Origin of the sequence: Georgenia phoenicis, assembly GCF_047302425.1 — a bacterium.
GTDB lineage: Bacteria > Actinomycetota > Actinomycetes > Actinomycetales > Actinomycetaceae > Oceanitalea.
Window position 1 is genome coordinate 130,039 of the sequence record NZ_CP154855.1, and the last position, 17,043, is coordinate 147,081.

The window sequence follows — 17,043 nt, forward strand, 5'->3', positions numbered from 1 at the left end:
CCGCGCGGTGACCGTCTGTGCGTACTCGGCGGAGGGGGTGGGGCGAGCCGGGGCTCAGGCCTTTGCGAGGATCTTCTCCGCCAGGAGCTCGGCGATCTGGATGGTGTTGAGCGCCGCCCCCTTGCGCAGGTTGTCCCCGACGACGAACAGGGCCAGCCCGCGACCGCCGTCGACGCTCTGGTCCTGCCGGATGCGGCCGACGAAGGTCGCGTCCTTGCCGGTCGCCTCCAGGGGCGTGGGGACGTCGGCGAGCTCGACGCCCGGGGCGTCCGCGAGCAGCTCGCGGGCCCGCTCCGCGGAGATCGGGCGCTCGAACTCGGCGTTGATCGACAGCGAGTGGCCGGAGAAGACCGGCACGCGCACGCAGGTGCCGGAGACGGCGAGCTCGGGCAGGTCGAGGATCTTGCGCGACTCGTTGCGGAGCTTCTGCTCCTCGTCGGTCTCCTCGCTGCCGTCGTCGACGATGCTGCCGGCGAGGGCGACGACGTCGAAGGCGATCGGGGCGACGTAGGTCTGCGGCTCGGGCAGGGTGAGGGCCGAGCCGTCCTGGGCGAGCGCCGTCGTGTCCTGCTCGACGGCGGCCCGCACCTGCGTGTCGAGCTCACGCACCCCGGCGACGCCGGAGCCGGAGACGGCCTGGTAGGTGGACACGACGAGCCGCTTGAGGCCGGCCTCCTCGTGGAGCACCTTGAGCGTGGGCATCGCGGCCATCGTCGTGCAGTTGGGGTTGGCGACGATCCCGGTGGGGATGCTCTCCAGGGCGTGGGGGTTGACCTCGGAGACGACGAGCGGCACGTTCGGGTCCTTGCGGTACGCCGAGGAGTTGTCGACGACGAGCGCGCCCGCCTCGACGAAGCGCGGCGCGTGCTCCTTGGACGTGGCCCCGCCGGCGGAGAACACGGCGATGTCGATGCCGCTGAGGTCCGCCGTCGCGACGTCCTCGACGACGACGTCCTGCCCCTTCCAGGGCAGCGTCCTGCCCGCCGAGCGGGCCGAGGCGAAGTAGCGGATCGTGGCGACCGGGAAGTTTCGCTCCTCGAGGATGGCGCGCATGACGGCCCCCACCTGCCCGGTGGCCCCAACGACCGCCAGCGTGACGCCGGCACGGTCTGCTGCGTGGGTGCTCATCGTCCCGTCCCTCCGTAGACCACGGCCTCGGACTCGCTGGAGTCGAGCTCGAAGGCGGTGTGGACGGCGCGGACGGCGTCGTCGAGCACCTCGGCGCGGGTGACGACCGAGATGCGGATCTCGGAGGTCGAGATCATCTCGATGTTGATGCCGGCGTCGCTGAGCGCTCCGAAGAGCTTGGCGGAGACACCCGGGTGGGAGCGCATGCCGGCTCCGACGAGGGAGAGCTTGCCGATCTGGTCGTCGTAGCGCAGGTCCGCGTAGCCCAGGTCGCTCGCGGCGGCGCGCAGCGCGGCGAGGGTCGCCGGGCCGTCGGCCTCGGGCAGGGTGAAGGAGATGTCGGTCAGCCCGGTCGACGCGGAGGACACGTTCTGGACGATCATGTCGACGTTGGCGCCGGCGCCGGCGACCACCGCGAAGAGGCGCGCTGCGGCGCCGGGGACGTCGGGGACGCCCTTGACGGTGATCTTGCCCTGGCTGCGGTCGTGGGCGACCCCGGCGATGATCGGGTCTTCCATGCTGCTCTCCTCGGTCTGGGAGTCGTCGCTGCTGATCCAGGTCCCCACCTTGGAGGAGAACGAGGACCGCACGTGGATGGGCACCCCGTAGCGGCGGGCGTACTCGACCGCTCGCAGGTGCAGGATCTTGGCGCCGTGCGCCGCCATCTCCAGGGTCTCCTCGGTGGTGATCGAGGTGATCTGGCGGGCGGTGGGCACGATGCGGGGGTCGGCGGTGAACAGGCCGTCGACGTCGGTGTAGATCTCGCAGACGTCCGCGTCGAGCGCGGCCGCGAGGGCGACGGCGGTCGTGTCGGAGCCGCCGCGGCCGAGGGTCGTGACGTCCTGGTTCTCCGAGACGCCCTGGAAGCCGGCGACGATCGCGACGCCTCCCTCCTTGAGGGTGCGCGCGATGCGCTCGGGCACGACCCCGACGATCGAGGCCTTGCCGTGGGCGGCGTCGGTGAGGACGCCGGCCTGCTGGCCGGTGTAGGAGCGGGCGGGCACACCGAGCTCGCTGATCGCCATGGCGAGCAGCGACATCGAGATCCGCTCACCGGCGGTGAGAAGGATGTCGAGCTCGCGCTCGGACGGCTTGCCGGTGACGGAGGCGGCCAGGTCGAGCAGCTCGTCGGTGGTGTCCCCCATGGCCGACACGACCACGACGACGTCGCTGCCGGCCTCCTTGGTCTCGACGATCCGTTTCGCGACGCGCTTGATGCTGGTGGCGTCGGCGACGGACGAACCGCCGAACTTCTGCACGACAAGGGGCACGGGAGGGCTCCGCTGGTTGGGTACAGGTGGAGCCGGCCGGGAGGGGCGCGGCCCCGAGAACGCAGCACAGTCTAGGTCGATCTCAGATCTCGGTCACCTAAGTGTCCGCCGACTGGAAAGGCTGTGCCAAGCCTCACCCGCTGAGCACGTCCCAGCCCAGGCGGGCGATGAGCGCGAGGACGACGACGAGGAAGACGACGCGCACGAAGCCGCTGCCCTTGGCCACGGCCATCCGGGCCCCGAGGTAGCCGCCGGTGAGGTTGGCCGCGCCGAGCGCGAGGCCCAGCCCCCACAGGACGGCGCCGTGGGGGACGAAGAACATGAGTGCGCCGGCGTTGGTCGCGAAGTTGACGATCTTCGCCAGCGCCGAGGCGGGGAGGAAGGCGTAGCCGAGGACGGAGACGAGGCTGATGACGAGGAACGTGCCGGTGCCGGGGCCGAGCAGCCCGTCGTAGGCGCCGATGACCAGGCCGACGCCGGCCGCGGCCAGGTGGTGGCCCCGCCCGCTCCACCGCAGGTCGGTCTGTGCGCCGATCTTGGGCCGGGCGATGGTCCAGGCGGCCACCCCGAGGAGGACGACGAGGATGATCGGGGTGAAGAGCTCGGCGGGGATCTGCGCGGCCAGCACCGCGCCACCGAAGGCCCCGGCGAGCGCGGCGAGCGCCATCGGCGCCGCCGTGCGCAGGTCCGGGCCCACCCGCCGGTAGTAGGTGAGGGCGCTGACCGAGGTGCCCATGATCGAACCGACCTTGTTGGTCGCCAGCGCCTGCACCGGGGTGATGCCCGGTACGAGGAGCAGCGCCGGCAGCTGGATCAGCCCGCCACCGCCGACGACGGCGTCGACCCAGCCGGCCGTGAAGCCGGCCAGCAGCAGGAGGACGAGTCCGAGGACGTCCAGCTCGAGAGGCACCCGCCCATCCTGCCGCCAAGTGCACTCTCGGCGGTAAGCAGGGGGTGCGGCTAGCTGCCGTCGCCGTGGAGGGCGTCGAACTCGGCGTCGGCGGCGACGTCCGCGGGGACGTCGAGGCGGACGTGGGAGAGCACCGAGAGCAGCGCCCGCAGCGCAGCGGCGGCCCGGTCGCCCCAGTTGGACAGGTAGGAGAACTGCCACCACCACAGGGCCTCGATGACGTTGCCGGCGCGGTGGTGGATGAGCCCCCGACGCAACGCGAGCGCCACCTCGGCAATGTCGGCGGAGAGCATGCCGGTGACCGAGGCGTTGTCGACGAGCGGGTCGGGCACCTCGCGGTACTCGTCGAGCCCGTCGAAGACGTTCGCCAGACCGAGCCGCAGCGGGTCGGCGTCCGGCTCCGCGCCGTCGTCGGGCTCGAAGCGCTGGGGCGGGACGACGTCGGTGACGGCCCCCAGGCGTGCCCCGGCGGCGCTGAGGTCCGCGAGGGCGAGGAGGAGCAGGGAGATCGCGAGGTCCGGGTGCGCGCCGGCGGCGACCTGCGTGACGGTCTCGAGGAAGCGCTCGGACTCGGCGGCCATCGCCCCGGCGAGCGCGTGGAGGTCGGCGACCTCCGCCGTCTGGTCGGCGTTCTCAGGCATCGATCCTCCTGCGCCCCTCGAAGGCCCGACCCAGGGTGATCTCGTCCGCGTACTCGAGGTCACCGCCAACGGGCAGGCCGGACGCGAGGCGGGAGACCGGGACACCCATGCCGCGCAGCATGCGCGCGAGGTACGTGGCGGTGGCCTCGCCCTCGATGTTCGGGTCGGTGGCGAGGATGACCTCGGTGACGGTGCCGTCCGCCAGGCGGGTCATGAGCTCGCGGATGCGGAGGTTGTCCGGGCCGATGCCGTTGATCGGGTTGATGGCGCCGCCGAGCACGTGGTACTTCCCGCGGAACTCGCGGGTGCGCTCGATGGCGACGACGTCCTTGGCCTCCTCGACGACGCACAGGACCTCGTCGCTGCGGCGGGGGTCGCTGCAGATCCGGCAGCGCTCCCCCTCGGACACGTTGCCGCACACCTCGCAGAAGCGGACCTTGCTCTTGACCTCGGTGAGGACGTGCGCGAGCCGCTCGACGTCCGCGGCCTCGGCCGCCAGGACGTGGAAGGCGATCCGCTGGGCACTCTTGGGCCCGATCCCGGGGAGTCGACCGAGCTCGTCGATGAGGTCCTGCACCGCGCCTTCGTACACCCCGACAGCCTACGTCGCCCCGGTGACACCGGGGCGCCGGAGCGACCAGCCCCGCGCGCCGACCGCACGCGACACCGACGACCGCTAGGGATATGCCACCCGCGCTCGGTACTTTTACGTGCGCTCGCTGGCAGGCGGCCTCGCCGGCGTGGGCTACTCCTCGTGGATGATCGTGCCGCCGAGCATGCGCTCGATGAGCGGCGCACCCACGAGGCCGGAGTTCTCGGCGTCGGGGTCGTCCATGCTCGCGACGTCGTCGGCCGGCGCGATCCGGGTGGCGGGGGCGGGCTCGGGGGCGCTGGGCGGCGCACCCCGGGAGGAGTCCGCGGACCAGTCGCGGCGCGGGGCCGAGGACGGCGACCCGGCCGAGGGCGAGGACGCCCGGTGGGCCTCGGGCGGGGCGGCCGGTGCGCGGGGAGCCGCGGTGGGCTCGCCCCAGTCGGCGGGGGGCTCGGGAGCGGGCTCCGTCCAGGCGTCCCGGGCCGGCTCCGGCTCGGGCGCCCCCCAGCCGGTGGAGGCGACGGGGGCGGGGGCGGCGTAGGGCGCCTCGCCCTGCCTGCCGCCCTCCGCGGCCTGGCTGAGGACCGGCTCGATGCGCAGCTGGACGCCGAGCGTCTCGCTGAGCGCGCGCTGGAGGTGCTCGCTGTGCGCGCCGCTGCCGAAGGTGTGCGCGAGGCCGGAGGTGGCGAAGGCGAGGTGGAGCACGCCGCCGGAGACCTCGCCCACCTGGGCGTTCTGGGAGACCAGTGCCCAGGTGGTGCGCTTGAAGCGCGCGAGGGTGGAGAGCACCTCGGGCCAACGGCGGCGGATGAGGTCGGCGTCCGCGCTGGGCGAGGCAGCCGCCGGGGCTGCCGGGCCGCCCGACGTTGCGGCGGGGGTCCGCTGGGCCGCGTTCGCCCAGGCATTCTCGCTCCGGGGGCCGGGCTCCGGGGTGCCCGGCCGGCCCTGCGGGGCCGGACGCTCGGCCTCCGGCGAGGCGGGACGCGCGGGGGCACGGTCCTGCTCCGGCGCGGTGGCTGGAGCCGGGGCGTGGCCGGCCGGCTCCCTGGTCGCGGGAGCCTCCTCGGCAGGAGCCTGCTCGGCCGGCTCCTCGGTGGTCGCGTCCGGGGCCGGGCGGGGTGGGTCCGCGGCGGCCGGGGCGTCGGCCGGCTCGGGAGCGTCCTCGACGGCCGGGGCGTCGGCAGGCTCCGGGGCCACGGCGCCAGCCGGCTCCGAGGTGCTCTCAGCGACACCGCGCTGCGGCGCCGGCTCCTCCACTGCGCGCGAGTCCGCGTGCGGTGCGGGCGCAGGCTCGGGCGACGCCGGCCGCTCGGGAGCGGGCTGGGACACCTGGGCCGCAGGCGCGGCGGCCGGCGCCGACTGAGCGGGCGCGGGCACGGGAGCCGGAGCGGGCACGGCGCCCGGCGCGGCCTGAACGGGCACGCCACCACCGGCGGACAGGTGCCGCTCGATGCGGTCGAGCCGGGCGGCGTGGCCGCGGGCGGCGTCGTCCGCACCGGGGAGCAGCAGTCGCGCGCACAGGAGCTCGAGCTGGAGGCGCGGGGAGGTGGCGCCGCTCATCTCGGTGAGCGCCTCGTTGAGGAGGTCACCGGCGCGGGTGAGCTCGGCGGGGCCGAGCTGCTGGGACTGCACGCGCATCCGCTCGAACTGGTCGCTGGGCAGGGTGCGCAGCACCGACACGGCGTGCTCCCCCGACACGGCGATGACGACGAGGTCGCGGATGCGCTCGAGCAGGTCCTCGGCGAAGCGCCGGGGGTCGTGCCCGGAGTCGATGACGCGGTCGACCACCCGGAAGAGGCTGGCGCCGTCGCGCGCGGCGAGGGCGTCGACGACGTCGTCGAGCAGGGTCGCGTGGGTGTAGCCGAGGAGGGCGACGGCGCGCTCGTAGCTGACCTCGCCGTCCTGCGCGCCGGCGATGAGCTGGTCGAGCACCGACAGCGAGTCACGCACCGACCCGCCGCCCGCGCGGACGACGAGCGGCAGCACCCCGGTCTCCACCTGCACGCCCTCGGCGGTGCACAGCTCCTCGAGGTAGGCCTGCAGCCGCTCCGGCGGCACGAGCCGGAAGGGGTAGTGGTGGGTGCGGGAGCGGATCGTCCCGATGACCTTCTCCGGCTCCGTCGTCGCGAAGACGAACTTCACGTGCGCCGGCGGCTCCTCGACGAGCTTGAGCAGCGCGTTGAAGCCCTGGCTCGTCACCATGTGGGCCTCGTCGATGATGAAGATCTTGTAGCGGTCGCGGGCCGGGGCGAAGGCGGCCCGCTCCCGCAGCTCGCGGGCGTCGTCGACGCCACCGTGCGAGGCGGCGTCCATCTCGACGACGTCGAGGGAGCCGGCGCCCCCGCGCGCGAGCTCGACACAGCTCGGGCAGGTCCCGCAGGGGGTGTCGGTGGGGCCCTCGGCGCAGTTGAGGCAGCGCGCGAAGATGCGTGCCGACGTCGTCTTCCCGCAGCCGCGCGGGCCGGAGAAGAGGTACGCGTGGGTGATGCGGTCCGCGCGCAGCGCGGCCCGGAGCGGGTCGGTCACGTGCTCCTGGCCGATGACGTCCGCAAAGGTCTCGGGCCGGTAGCGGCGGTACAGGGCGGTGCTCACCCCAGAACTCTAGGCGTCTTCGCTGACACCGTGTACGCCCTTGTGGGAATGCAAGGACCCCTCGCGCACCCGCCAGAGCTCACCTGCCCTTGCTGCCTTCCGGCCCTGGGGGAGTTCAGTGAGGTGACGCCGCACGAGGGGTCGCGATCAAGTCTAACGGACGACGACGGCGGGTCCACCCGCCCCCCGCGAACACCCGGCCGGGTGAGGGATGGCGCACACCTGGTCGCCGGCGGTTCGATCCGGGGCCCGACCTCGGGTACCCTCGACCCGCCAGGAGGATTCGCCTAGTGGCCTATGGCGCACGCTTGGAAAGCGTGTTGGGTTAACGCCCTCGGGGGTTCGAATCCCCCATCCTCCGCAGCACGAACGGGCCCGCCGGCTGACCGGCGGGCCCGTTCGCATCTCCCCTCGCGGCGTCCCGCCACCTACTATCGACGGGTGATCTTCAAGGCAGTCGGCGATGGCCGTCCCTACCCGGACCACGGCGTGGAGACCACCCGGGACTGGGCCGCGGTGGCACCGCGGCAGGTCCGGCTGGACGAGCTCGTCACCACCAAGAGCGAGCTCGACCTGCGCCACCTCCTGGCCGAGGACTCGACCTTCTACGGCGACCTCTTCGCCCACGTCGTCTCCTGGCGCGGCACCCTCTACCTCGAGGACGGCCTGCACCGGGCGCTGCGCGCGGCCCTCCAGGCACGGCTCCACGTCCACGCCCGCGTCCTCGAGCTGGACGTCGACGGCACCGTCCTCACCACCGGCTGAGCAACGCCGGCCGCGTCTCGGTGGCCCGGCGGTTTCACGCCGAGGGCGGGCGACGCACTACCTTTGGCCTGTGACGACTGACCCTGCCGAGGCCGCCCGACGCCGAGCCGCCCGACGCCGCCACCTCCAGCAGCGCCAGACCCTGATCTTCGGGATCCTCATCACCGCGATGCTCGCGGTGGCGCTGGTGGCCGCGGCGATGTGGGGCAACGTGATCCCCTCGCCCTTCGCGCGTCCCTTCAGCTCCCCCGAGCCCACCGAGGCCGCGAGCTCGAACGTGCCGTGCCCGCCCGCCGACGCGCTGCCCGCGCCGTACGGCGAGATCACCGCCAACGTCTTCAACGCGACGGACCAGACGGGCCTGGCGGCACGCACCGCCAGCGGGCTGGCGCAGTACGGGGTCGTCATCTCCCAGGAGGGCAACTACACCGGCAACCTCGACGCCGTCGCCAACATCGTCAGCGGCCCGCGCGGGCTGCAGGCCGCCTACACCGTCGCCCAGCTCGTCCCCGGCGCCACCGTCACGCTCGACGGCCGCGACGACGGCACGATCGACGTCGTCCTCGGCGGCTCCTTCACCGAGGTCCCGCCGCCGGAGGCCGCGGCCATCGACCCCGAGCAGCCGCTCACCCCGCCGCCGGGCTGCACGCCCGTGCCCGTCCCGAGCGAGCCGGCCGAGGACGAGGTGCCCGCGGCCGGCTGAGCCCCGCTCAGCCCTCGCGGGCGGCGTCCGGCACCGAGGCCGGGCTCGCCGGTTCGGCGCTCGTCCCGCGCCACCGGGCCAGCGCCCGCATGACGTGGTAGACGCCGAGCGCGGCCGCGGTCCCGAGCGCGATGCCCTCGAAGCGCAGGTCCCCGGCCACCCACGTGTAGTTCGCGATGCCGACGATGAGCGCGATGGCCGCCGTCGTGAGGTTGACCGGGTCGGAGAAGTCGACCTTGGCCTGCACCCAGATCCGCGCGCCGAGCACGCCGATCATCCCGTAGAGGACCGTGGCGGCGCCGCCGAGCACCCCGGCGGGCACCGTGTTGATGAGCTCGCCGAACTTCGGGGACATGCTGAGCAGCAGCGCGACGACGCCGGCGACGCCGTAGGCGGCGGTGGAGTAGACGCGGGTCGCGGCCATGACGCCGATGTTCTCGGCGTAGGTCGTCGTGCCGGAGCCGCCGCCCGCGCCGGCGAGGGTGGTGGCCAGGCCGTCGGCGAGGAGCGCGCGGCCGGTGACGCCGTCGAGGTTCTCCCCCGTCATCGCCGCCACCGACTTCACGTGGCCGATGTTCTCTGCGATGAGGACGATGACGACGGGCACGAACAGCCCCATGACCGACAGGTCGAAGCTGGGGGCGGTGAAAGTCGGCAGCCCGAACCACGCCGCCTCGCCCACGCGGGTGAAGTCGACCTCGTCGCGCAGGACAGCGACGACGTAGCCGCCCAGGACCCCGACGAGGATCGCGAGGCGGCCGATGATCCCGCGGAAGAGCACCGTGACGAGGACGACGACGGCGATGGTCACCAGCGCCGTCACCGGCGCCGTGGACACGTTGTTCCACGCGCTCGGGGCGAGGTTGAAGCCGATGAGGGCGACGACGGTGCCGGTGACGATCGGCGGCATGACGACGTCGATCCACCGCGCCCCCGCGAAGTGGACGAGCAGCCCGACGAGGGCGAGCAGGACACCGACGACAAGGATGCCGCCGAGCGCCGCGGGCATGCCGCCCACCTCGGTCGCCGCACCGATCGGGGCGATGAACGCGAAGCTCGAGCCGAGGTAGCTGGGCACCCGGTTGCGGGTGATCGCGAGGAAGAGCAGCGTGCCGACGGCGGAGAAGAAGAGGGTGGTCGAGGGCGGGAAGCCGGTGATGAGCGGGACGAGGAAGGTGGCCCCGAACATCGCCACGACGTGCTGGGCGCCGATGCCGATCGTGCGCGGCCAGCTCAGCCGCTCGCGCGGGCCGACGACCTCGCCCGGGCCGACCCTGACCCCGTCCCCGTGAACCGTCCAGATCGCCATGCTGCTGCCCTTCGCCGAGTGGATCCCCGCCGCGCAGACTAGCGCCACCCGTGGGGCCGCCCGGGCCACGTCCCAGCGTGCAATCCTTGGCGGGTGGATGAGGGCCTGTGGCGAGCACCGGGACGCGACGGCGGGACGCCGGACGCCGAGCCTCCCGCGCCGGCCCGCCCGCCCTCGCCCGGGTACGACCCGTACGCGGCGCCGTCGCCGTCCGCGGGCAATCCGTACGCGGCGCAGTCGCCAGGGACCCCGTCCGCGGCGCCGGGCTACCCGCCGCACGATCCCTTCGCAGCGGACGCGCGGCACCGCGACAGGGTGCTCGGCGGGCCCGGCTACGACAGTCCCGCCTACCGCAACGACCGGGTGGCGGCGGCCGCGATGGTGCTCGGCGTCGTCGGGGTGATCGTCCCCGGGATCTGCCTGTTCGCCGTCGCCCTCGGCCACCTCGGCCTGCGCCGGCTGCGCACCTCCTACGACGGCGGACGCGGCCTGGCGATCGCCGGGCTCGCGCTCGGGTACGCGATGACGGCCGTCTGGCTCGGGCTGTTCCTCCTCTTCCTCTCCACGCGGTCGCTCCTCTGAAGGAGCCGTGGGCCGCGGGTAGCCTGCGGATGTGAAGCCCTTCCTGCTCATCTCCACCCGCTCCGAGGACGACGCCGCCGCCTCCGAGTACGCGTCGATGCTCGACCTCGGCGGGCTCGAGGAGCACGAGCTGCACTGGCTGCGTCTCGAGGCGGAGCCGCTCCCGGAGATCGAGCTCGCGGACTACTCGGGCATCATCCTCGGCGGCAGCCCCTTCACCAGCTCGGTCCCCGACGAGCACAAGAGCGACACTCAGCGCCGGGTGGAGGCCGAGCTGAGCGGGTTCCTCGACGTGCTCGTCGAGCGGGACTACCCCTTCTTCGGTGCCTGCTACGGCATCGGCACCCTCGCCCGGCACATCGGCGGGGTCCTCGACGGCACCTACGCCGAGCCCATCAGCGCCCCGGTCATCACGCTGACCGACGAGGGCCGGGCCGACCCCGTGCTCGCCGGCCTGCCGGAGTCCTTCCAGGGCTACGTCGGCCACAAGGAGGCGTGCACGCACCTGCCGGAGACCGCCGTCATCCTCGCGACCTCCGAGCACTGCCCGGTCCAGATGTTCCGGGTGCGGAGCAACCTCTACGGCACCCAGTTCCACCCCGAGCTCACCCTCGAGGCCCTCGTCGAGCGGATGACCGTCTACCGGCACGCCGGCTACTTCGACCCCGAGGAGTTCGACGCGGTCTACCGGGAGGTCGCGGCCGCGGACGTCACCGCGGCCGGTCGGGTGCTGACGAACTTCGTGGCGCGCTACGCGGACTGACGGCAACGGCCCGGGCCCCCGCGTGGGGACCCGGGCCGCGCTGGCGGTAGCGGTGGGATTTGAACCCACGGTGGCTTGCACCACACAGCATTTCGAGTGCTGCACCTTCGGCCGCTCGGACACGCTACCTCGGCGACCGAGTGTACCGGCCCGCTCCCCGTGCTCCCAATCCACCCGAGCTCCTCATGGACGCGGCGCCCCTGCCGATAGGTCGGTGAGCAGCTACGAGCAGGGGTGAGTGACATCGCGAGGACACGGCAGGAAGAGCGTCGGTTCGGCCGGGACGAGCTCATCGTCTCCAAGACCGACCTCAAGGGCCGCATCACCTACGCCAACGACGTCTTCCTCAGGGTGTCGGCCTACCGCGAGGAGGAGCTCCTCGGCCAGCCGCACAGCATCATCCGCCACCCCGACATGCCGCGCGGCGTCTTCCACCTGCTGTGGGAGACCCTCGAGAGGGGCGATGAGATCTTCGCCTACATCAACAACCTCGCCGCCGACGGCGCGTACTACTGGGTGCTCGCCCACGTGACGCCGACTCGGGACGCGAGCGGCGCCGTCGTCGGCTACCACTCCAACCGGCGCTCCCCCGCACCGGCGGCCGTCGCCCGGGTGGAGCCGCTCTACGCGCGCATGCGGGCCGCGGAGGCCGGGCACCGGCGGGCCGTCGACGCCGCGGCCGCCTCGCGCGCCGTCCTGGAGGACGCGCTCGAGGGGCAGAGCTACGACGAGCTCGTCTGGGAGCTCATCACGGGGGCGGCGGCATGAGGCGCGCGGCACGTGACGCGGCCCGGATCGCCGAGCTCGAGGCCCAGCTCGCGGCGCACCGCGCGGCGACGGCGGCGCTCACCGGGGTCGTCGAGCGCGCGGCGGGCGGGGACCTCGAGGCGCGCGTCCCCCCGCTCGGCACTGACCCGCAGCACGCGGCGCTGCGCGACGGCGTCAACCGGCTGCTCGACGTCGTCGACGCCTTCGTCCGGGAGTCGCAGGCCGCCCTCGCGGCGGCGGCCGACGGCCGCTACCACCGCCGCTTCCTCGAGCAGGGTGTGCCCGGGGCCTTCCGTGAGGGGGCGCGCCGCATCGACGCCGGGCGCGCCTCGATGGCGGACGCGGCCGGCCACCTTGCCCAGCAGGTCTCCGCCCGCGCGGAGTTCGCCGAGTCCGCCATCGCGTCCTCGGAGCGGGTGACGGTGGACCTCGGGGAGGTCGCCGCGGCGACGTCCACCCTGGCGGCGTCCACCGGGGCCGCGGTGAGCGAGGCCCGCTCCGCCCTCACGACCATGCGGCAGCTGGAGGAGTCCTCCGCGAGCACCGCCGAGGCCGTGACGATCATCGCCAAGGTCGCCGCCCAGACGAGGATGCTCGCCCTCAACGCGACCATCGAGGCCGCCCGCGCCGGCGACGCCGGCCAGGGCTTCGCCGTCGTCGCCCACGAGGTGCGCACGCTCGCGGACGAGACGGCCCGGTCCGCGACGGGTATCGGGGAGCAGATGGCCGCGGCGATCGACGCGGCCGCCGACGCCGCCGCGGCCATCGGCCGGATCGCGACCCTGGTCGAGGAGATGGACGGGCAGGTCGGGGCGATCGCGAGGACGACGGGCGAGGAGTCGAGCCTCGCGTGGATGGCCCAGTCGCTGCGTGAGCAGATCGGCAGCTTCGCCGGCTGAGCGGGTGCGCCGGGCGCGGGTTAGCCTCGGCCTGGTGGACCCGCAACGCCCGCTCATCGTCGCACCCCCGGCCGACGCCGCCAGGCCCGAGCCGGAGGACGTCCCGGCCGCGCTCGCTCCCGTCGTCGAGATCCTCTCCGGCGCGACGGTCGCGGCGCTGACCGGCGCCGGCCTGTCGACCGACTCCGGCGTGCCGGACTACCGCAGCCCCGGCTCCCCGCCGCGGCGGCCCATCACGCTGCAGGAGTTCCTCGCGGCCGAGACCCACCGCCGCCACTACTGGGCGCGCAACCACCTCGGCTGGCGCTTCCTGCGCGACGTCGCCCCCAACGACGGCCACCGGGCGCTGGCGCTCATGGAGTACGAGGGCACCGTCAACGGCGTCGTCACCCAGAACATCGACCTGCTCCACCTCAAGGCCGGCTCGCGCAACGTCGTCCACCTCCACGGGCGCTACGACCAGGTGGTCTGCCGCGACTGCGGGCGCACCTTCTCGCGGGAGGCGCACGACGCCGCGCTGACGGCGCTCAACCCGGGCTGGCGGGAGAAGCACGTCGACGACGTCGAGGTGGCCCCGGACGCCGACGCCGCCCTCGAGAGCACCGCCGACTTCCGGGTGGCGCCCTGCCCGCGCTGCGGCGGCACGCTCATGCCCGACGTCGTCTTCTTCGGCGGCACGACGCCGCGCGACCGGGTGGAGCACGCGCGAGCGATCGTCGACGAGGCCGACGCGCTGCTCGTCGCCGGCTCCTCGCTGGCGGTGATGAGCGGGCTGCGCTTCGTGCGGCAGGCCGCCAAGGGCGGCAAGCCGGTGGTCATCCTCACCCGCGGTGACACCCGCGGGGACGACCTCGCGACCGTCAAGGTCGAGGTCAGCACCACCCTCGCCCTCCCGTACCTCGCCCAGGCCCTCTGACCCACGCCTGCCTCACTCCCCCGCCGACAGCACACTTATCGCCGACAGCACACTTATCGCCGAGAGTGCACTTGTCGCCAGCGGCCTTGTGCGCAGAACACGCGCAGCCGGACGGGCCCGGAAAATCCGGCTGTCGGCGAGGGGAGGCGGGGAGGGGAGAGGGGAGGGTCCGGAGGCGGGCGCTCAGCGGCGGGCGGCGAAGAAGTCGCGCAGCAGGCGGGCGGAGCGCTCCTCCTCGACCCCACCGACCACCTCGGCACGGTGGTTGAGACGCGAGTCACGCACGACGTCGCGCACCGAGCCGCAGGCCCCGGCCTTGGGGTCCCAGGCGCCGAAGACGACGCGCGCCACCCGGGAGAGCACCACCGCCCCGGCGCACATGGTGCACGGCTCGAGGGTGACGACGAGCGTGCAGCCTTCGAGGCGGACGTCGCCGGTGGCGGAGGCCGCGGCGCGCAGGGCGAGGACCTCGGCGTGGGCGGTAGGGTCGCGGTCGACCTCGCAGCGGTTGTGCGCCGTCGCGACCACGCGCCCCTCGCCGTCGAGGACGACGGCGCCGACCGGCACGTCCCCGCCCGCGAGCGCCCGCTCGGCGAGCTCCAGGGCGGTGCTCATCGCCACGGTCCACGGTGTCATGGGACCCATCCTGCACGTCGTCCCCTCCGGCACGGGTACGTTCTACTCATGCGCCTGCACGTCGCGGACCACCCGCTCATCGCCCACAAGCTCACCGTCCTGCGGGACGAGCGCACCGAGTCCCCCACCTTCCGGCTGCTCGTCGACGAGCTCGTCACCCTCCTCGCCTACGAGGCGACCCGCGAGGTGGCGACCGAGCAGGTGGAGATCACCACACCGGTCGCCCGCACCACCGGCACGCACCTGGCCGCGCCCCGGCCGCTCGTCGTGCCGATCCTGCGCGCGGGCCTCGGCATGCTCGACGGGATGACCCGCCTGCTCCCCACCGCCGAGGTCGGCTTCCTCGGCATGCAGCGCGACGAGACGACCCTCGAGGCCATCACCTACGCCAACCGGCTGCCCGAGGACCTCAGCGGCCGGCAGGTCTTCGTCCTCGACCCGATGCTCGCCACCGGCAACACCCTCATCGCGGCGATCGAGTACCTCCTCGCGCGCGGCGCCCGCGACGTCACCGCGATCTGCCTGCTCGTCGCCCCCGAGGGTCTGCGGACCGTCGAGGAGGCCGTCGGCTCGCGCGGTGAGGTCAAGATCGTCACCGCCGCGGTCGACGAGCGTCTCGACGAGCACGCCTACATCGTCCCGGGCCTCGGGGACGCCGGCGACCGCCTCTACGGCGTCGTCTGAGCCGCCCCACCCCACGCGCCTGCGACTGTGCGTCTCGCAGGTGTTCAGCTGCGACCGAGGACCTCCGCGTCGAGGATCGTCCCGCCCAGGCTCCAGCCGCCGGCGGCGACCTCCTCGAGGACGACGAGGGTCGTCGGGCGGGCCCGCTCGCCGTACACGTCGGCGAAGGCGTCGGTGACGGCGTCCTGCAGCTTCTTCCTCGACTCCGGGGTGAGGGTGTCGGCCGGGACCTTGAGGTTGGCAAAGGGCATGACTCTTCTCCTTCGGGGTGGGAACCACCGAGCGGCCGGACGGCCGGGTGGTCGGAGCGCGGGACCGGGGACGACGACGTGACCGCCCGCCGTCAGACCATCCCGCCGTTCGCACGCAGGACCTGCCCGTTGACCCACTGGCCGTCCTCGCTGACGAGGAACGCGACGACGCGCGCGATGTCCTCGGGGGTGCCCAGCCGCTCGAGCGGCGGCACCTTCGCCAGGGCCTCGACCTGCTCCTCGGTCTTGCCGTCGAGGAAGAGCTCGGTCGCAGTCGGGCCGGGGGCGACAGCGTTGACCGTGATGTTCCGCCCGCGCAGCTCCCTGGCGAGGATCATCGTCATCCCCTCCACGGCGCTCTTGCTGGCCACGTAGGCCCCGTACGTCGGGAACTGCGTGCCGACGACGGAGGTGGAGAGGGCCACGACGGAGCCGCCGTCCCGCACGCGCCTGGCCGCCTGCTGCGCGACGACGAACGCGCCCCGGATGTTCGTGCGGTGCAGTGCGTCGAGCACCTCGAGGTCCTGCTCGGCGATCGTCGAGAGCGCCATCCGCCCCGCGGAGTTCACGACGACGTCGACGCCACCGAAGGTCTCCTCGGCCCGGTCGAACATGGCGGCCACGGCGTGCTCATCGGCCACGTCGGCCTGGACGGCGATCGCCTGGCCGCCGGCCGCGACGATCGCGGCCACCGCGTCCTCGGCTGCGGCGGCGTTCCCGGCGTAGCCGACGACGACGGCCAGGCCGCCCCTCGCCAGTCGCTCGGCGACCACCCGGCCGATGCCGCGAGAGGCACCGGTGACGATCGCAACGCGGGTGCTGTTGTTGTCGTCCATCGCAATCCTCCATTTCGCCGCTACGCCCTCTGCGTAACGTTGATAGCAACGATAGCACCGATCGTATCGGCGATGTCAAGACGGTATGGTGGGCGCTATGGCACCCCGATCTGGAGACGTCCGCGACGCCCTGCTGGCGGCCGCGGAGGATCTCCTCGTCAGCTCGCCGGACGGTGAGATCTCCACCCGCGCCGTCTGCGACGCCGTCGGCGTCACGCAGCCCGTGCTCTACCGGATCTTCGGTGACAAGCAGGGCCTCCTCGACGCCCTCGCCGAGGTGGGACTGCAGCGCTACACCGCCCGCAAGCGGGAGCTCGAGACCACGCCCGACCCGGTCGCGGACCTGCGTGCGGGGTGGGACGACCACATGGCCTTCGCGGCGGAGCACCCGGCGATCTACCGCCTGATGTTCTCCCCCCGGCCGGGAGTGCCGAGCGCCGCCCGCGACGGCGTGCTCGAGCTCGTCAAGGCGGCGCTACGACGGTGCGCTGCCGGGGGTGCGCTGCGGGCAGAGATCGACGCGAGTGCCGCGCTCATCCTGTCCGCGAACGTCGGGCTGGCCATGAACCGGCTGACCCAGCCCGACGTCTACGGGGCACGGGAGCTGTCGGACGGTCTGCGCGACGCCGTCTTCGCTGCCGTCCTCACCGACGCGCCCACACCGTCGGAGGAGGTCCCCCTCGTCGTCGCCGCCCGGCAGCTGAGCGCCCAGCTCGACCTGGACACTCCCGGCCGGCTCGCGCCCGAGGAGCAGGCCCTGCTCCGCCTCTGGCTGCAGCGGCTGACGGCCTGACCCG

19 protein-coding genes, 2 tRNA genes and 1 other RNA gene are annotated in these 17,043 nt (G+C 73.5%); 10 read left to right on the forward strand and 12 right to left on the reverse strand.

What is annotated here, in order from left to right; genetic code table 11:
- Nucleotides 1-54 precede the first annotated feature (54 nt).
- From AA0005_RS00705 to ffs, 7 genes are all read right to left on the reverse strand, one after another.
- On the reverse strand, nt 55-1,128 hold the full coding sequence (locus tag AA0005_RS00705) for an aspartate-semialdehyde dehydrogenase (RefSeq protein ID WP_413451521.1): 1,074 nt from the start codon (nt 1,126-1,128) through the stop codon (nt 55-57).
- Nucleotides 1,125-2,399, reverse strand: a complete 1,275-nt coding sequence (locus AA0005_RS00710; RefSeq protein WP_413451522.1) for an aspartate kinase — start codon at nt 2,397-2,399, stop codon at nt 1,125-1,127. The genes AA0005_RS00705 and AA0005_RS00710 overlap by 4 nt, the downstream gene beginning before the upstream one ends.
- A gap of 133 nt (nt 2,400-2,532) precedes the next feature.
- Complete coding sequence (locus tag AA0005_RS00715; RefSeq protein ID WP_413451523.1) at nt 2,533-3,309, reverse strand: TSUP family transporter; 777 nt, start codon at nt 3,307-3,309, stop codon at nt 2,533-2,535.
- Nucleotides 3,310-3,359: 50 nt separating this feature from the next.
- The gene (locus AA0005_RS00720; RefSeq protein WP_413451524.1) at nt 3,360-3,950 is read right to left on the reverse strand and encodes a DUF5063 domain-containing protein; all 591 of its coding nucleotides are present in this window, start codon (nt 3,948-3,950) and stop codon (nt 3,360-3,362) included.
- Nucleotides 3,943-4,542, reverse strand: coding sequence for a recombination mediator RecR (gene recR, locus AA0005_RS00725; RefSeq protein WP_413451525.1), 600 nt, complete (start codon nt 4,540-4,542; stop codon nt 3,943-3,945). Before recR ends, AA0005_RS00720 begins: the two co-directional genes overlap by 8 nt.
- A gap of 153 nt (nt 4,543-4,695) precedes the next feature.
- Nucleotides 4,696-7,134: a DNA polymerase III subunit gamma and tau gene (locus tag AA0005_RS00730; RefSeq protein WP_413451526.1), complete on the reverse strand. Its 2,439-nt coding sequence runs from the start codon at nt 7,132-7,134 to the stop codon at nt 4,696-4,698.
- Nucleotides 7,135-7,183: 49 nt separating this feature from the next.
- Nucleotides 7,184-7,280: signal recognition particle sRNA small type (gene ffs, locus AA0005_RS00735), an RNA gene on the reverse strand.
- A gap of 130 nt (nt 7,281-7,410) precedes the next feature.
- Here ffs and AA0005_RS00740 point away from each other — a divergent pair.
- The 3 genes from AA0005_RS00740 to AA0005_RS00750 all read left to right on the forward strand — a co-directional run bounded on the left by AA0005_RS00740 (nt 7,411) and on the right by AA0005_RS00750 (nt 8,602).
- Nucleotides 7,411-7,495 (forward strand) — tRNA-Ser (locus tag AA0005_RS00740).
- An 80-nt stretch (nt 7,496-7,575) separates the two neighbouring features.
- Entirely contained in the window at nt 7,576-7,899 is a 324-nt protein-coding gene (locus AA0005_RS00745) for a type II toxin-antitoxin system VapB family antitoxin (protein ID WP_413451527.1), read from the forward strand.
- Nucleotides 7,900-7,969: 70 nt separating this feature from the next.
- A complete protein-coding gene (locus AA0005_RS00750; protein WP_413451528.1) occupies nt 7,970-8,602 on the forward strand; it encodes a LytR C-terminal domain-containing protein in 633 nt (210 codons plus the stop codon).
- 7 nt (nt 8,603-8,609) lie between these two features.
- Here AA0005_RS00750 and AA0005_RS00755 read toward each other — a convergent pair whose 3' ends face one another.
- Entirely contained in the window at nt 8,610-9,911 is a 1,302-nt protein-coding gene (locus AA0005_RS00755) for a uracil-xanthine permease family protein (RefSeq protein ID WP_413451529.1), read from the reverse strand.
- Between the two features lie 93 nt (nt 9,912-10,004).
- Between AA0005_RS00755 and AA0005_RS00760 the strand changes: the two genes are divergently transcribed.
- On the forward strand, nt 10,005-10,493 hold the full coding sequence (locus AA0005_RS00760) for a DUF4190 domain-containing protein (RefSeq protein WP_413451530.1): 489 nt from the start codon (nt 10,005-10,007) through the stop codon (nt 10,491-10,493).
- A gap of 31 nt (nt 10,494-10,524) precedes the next feature.
- The gene (locus AA0005_RS00765; protein WP_413451531.1) at nt 10,525-11,256 is read left to right on the forward strand and encodes a glutamine amidotransferase; all 732 of its coding nucleotides are present in this window, start codon (nt 10,525-10,527) and stop codon (nt 11,254-11,256) included.
- A gap of 41 nt (nt 11,257-11,297) precedes the next feature.
- Here AA0005_RS00765 and AA0005_RS00770 read toward each other — a convergent pair.
- Nucleotides 11,298-11,385, reverse strand: a tRNA-Ser gene (locus AA0005_RS00770).
- Nucleotides 11,386-11,490: 105 nt separating this feature from the next.
- Between AA0005_RS00770 and AA0005_RS00775 the strand changes: the two genes are divergently transcribed.
- From AA0005_RS00775 to AA0005_RS00785, 3 genes are read left to right on the forward strand one after another with little or no spacing between them, the layout of a single operon-like run.
- Nucleotides 11,491-12,024 carry a PAS domain-containing protein gene (locus tag AA0005_RS00775; protein WP_413451532.1) on the forward strand — a complete coding sequence of 178 codons (534 nt, stop codon included), beginning with the start codon at nt 11,491-11,493 and terminating at the stop codon, nt 12,022-12,024.
- The gene (locus AA0005_RS00780; RefSeq protein WP_413451533.1) at nt 12,021-12,923 is read left to right on the forward strand and encodes a methyl-accepting chemotaxis protein; all 903 of its coding nucleotides are present in this window, start codon (nt 12,021-12,023) and stop codon (nt 12,921-12,923) included. The genes AA0005_RS00775 and AA0005_RS00780 overlap by 4 nt, the downstream gene beginning before the upstream one ends.
- A gap of 34 nt (nt 12,924-12,957) precedes the next feature.
- Nucleotides 12,958-13,839: a Sir2 family NAD-dependent protein deacetylase gene (locus AA0005_RS00785; protein ID WP_413451534.1), complete on the forward strand. Its 882-nt coding sequence runs from the start codon at nt 12,958-12,960 to the stop codon at nt 13,837-13,839.
- Nucleotides 13,840-14,022: 183 nt separating this feature from the next.
- Here the strand turns inward: AA0005_RS00785 and AA0005_RS00790 are convergent, their stop codons facing one another.
- A complete protein-coding gene (locus AA0005_RS00790) occupies nt 14,023-14,475 on the reverse strand; it encodes a nucleoside deaminase (RefSeq protein WP_413451535.1) in 453 nt (150 codons plus the stop codon).
- Nucleotides 14,476-14,523: 48 nt separating this feature from the next.
- Here AA0005_RS00790 and upp point away from each other — a divergent pair, with 48 nt between their 5' ends.
- Nucleotides 14,524-15,159: a uracil phosphoribosyltransferase gene (gene upp / locus AA0005_RS00795; RefSeq protein ID WP_413451536.1), complete on the forward strand. Its 636-nt coding sequence runs from the start codon at nt 14,524-14,526 to the stop codon at nt 15,157-15,159.
- Between the two features lie 44 nt (nt 15,160-15,203).
- Here upp and AA0005_RS00800 read toward each other — a convergent pair whose 3' ends face one another.
- Both AA0005_RS00800 and AA0005_RS00805 read right to left on the reverse strand, forming a co-directional pair.
- A complete protein-coding gene (locus AA0005_RS00800) occupies nt 15,204-15,410 on the reverse strand; it encodes a tautomerase family protein (RefSeq protein ID WP_413451537.1) in 207 nt (68 codons plus the stop codon).
- A gap of 92 nt (nt 15,411-15,502) precedes the next feature.
- Entirely contained in the window at nt 15,503-16,246 is a 744-nt protein-coding gene (locus AA0005_RS00805) for an SDR family oxidoreductase (RefSeq protein ID WP_413451538.1), read from the reverse strand.
- Nucleotides 16,247-16,343: 97 nt separating this feature from the next.
- Between AA0005_RS00805 and AA0005_RS00810 the strand changes: the two genes are divergently transcribed.
- A complete protein-coding gene (locus AA0005_RS00810) occupies nt 16,344-17,039 on the forward strand; it encodes a TetR/AcrR family transcriptional regulator (protein ID WP_413451539.1) in 696 nt (231 codons plus the stop codon).
- The last annotated feature ends 4 nt before the right edge of the window (nt 17,040-17,043 follow it).

What these genes read in the sequence shown, in the direction of transcription:
- AA0005_RS00720 (WP_413451524.1), bottom strand. Translation starts at nt 3,950, where the DNA reads ATGCCTGAGAACGCCGACCAGACGGCGGAGGTCGCCGACCTCCACGCG.
- AA0005_RS00805 (WP_413451538.1), bottom strand. Translation starts at nt 16,246, where the DNA reads ATGGACGACAACAACAGCACCCGCGTTGCGATCGTCACCGGTGCCTCT.
- upp (WP_413451536.1), top strand. Translation starts at nt 14,524, where the DNA reads ATGCGCCTGCACGTCGCGGACCACCCGCTCATCGCCCACAAGCTCACC.
- AA0005_RS00755 (WP_413451529.1), bottom strand. Translation starts at nt 9,911, where the DNA reads ATGGCGATCTGGACGGTTCACGGGGACGGGGTCAGGGTCGGCCCGGGC.
- AA0005_RS00790 (WP_413451535.1), bottom strand. Translation starts at nt 14,475, where the DNA reads ATGACACCGTGGACCGTGGCGATGAGCACCGCCCTGGAGCTCGCCGAG.
- AA0005_RS00780 (WP_413451533.1), top strand. Translation starts at nt 12,021, where the DNA reads ATGAGGCGCGCGGCACGTGACGCGGCCCGGATCGCCGAGCTCGAGGCC.
- AA0005_RS00705 (WP_413451521.1), bottom strand. Translation starts at nt 1,128, where the DNA reads ATGAGCACCCACGCAGCAGACCGTGCCGGCGTCACGCTGGCGGTCGTT.
- AA0005_RS00800 (WP_413451537.1), bottom strand. Translation starts at nt 15,410, where the DNA reads ATGCCCTTTGCCAACCTCAAGGTCCCGGCCGACACCCTCACCCCGGAG.
- AA0005_RS00810 (WP_413451539.1), top strand. Translation starts at nt 16,344, where the DNA reads ATGGCACCCCGATCTGGAGACGTCCGCGACGCCCTGCTGGCGGCCGCG.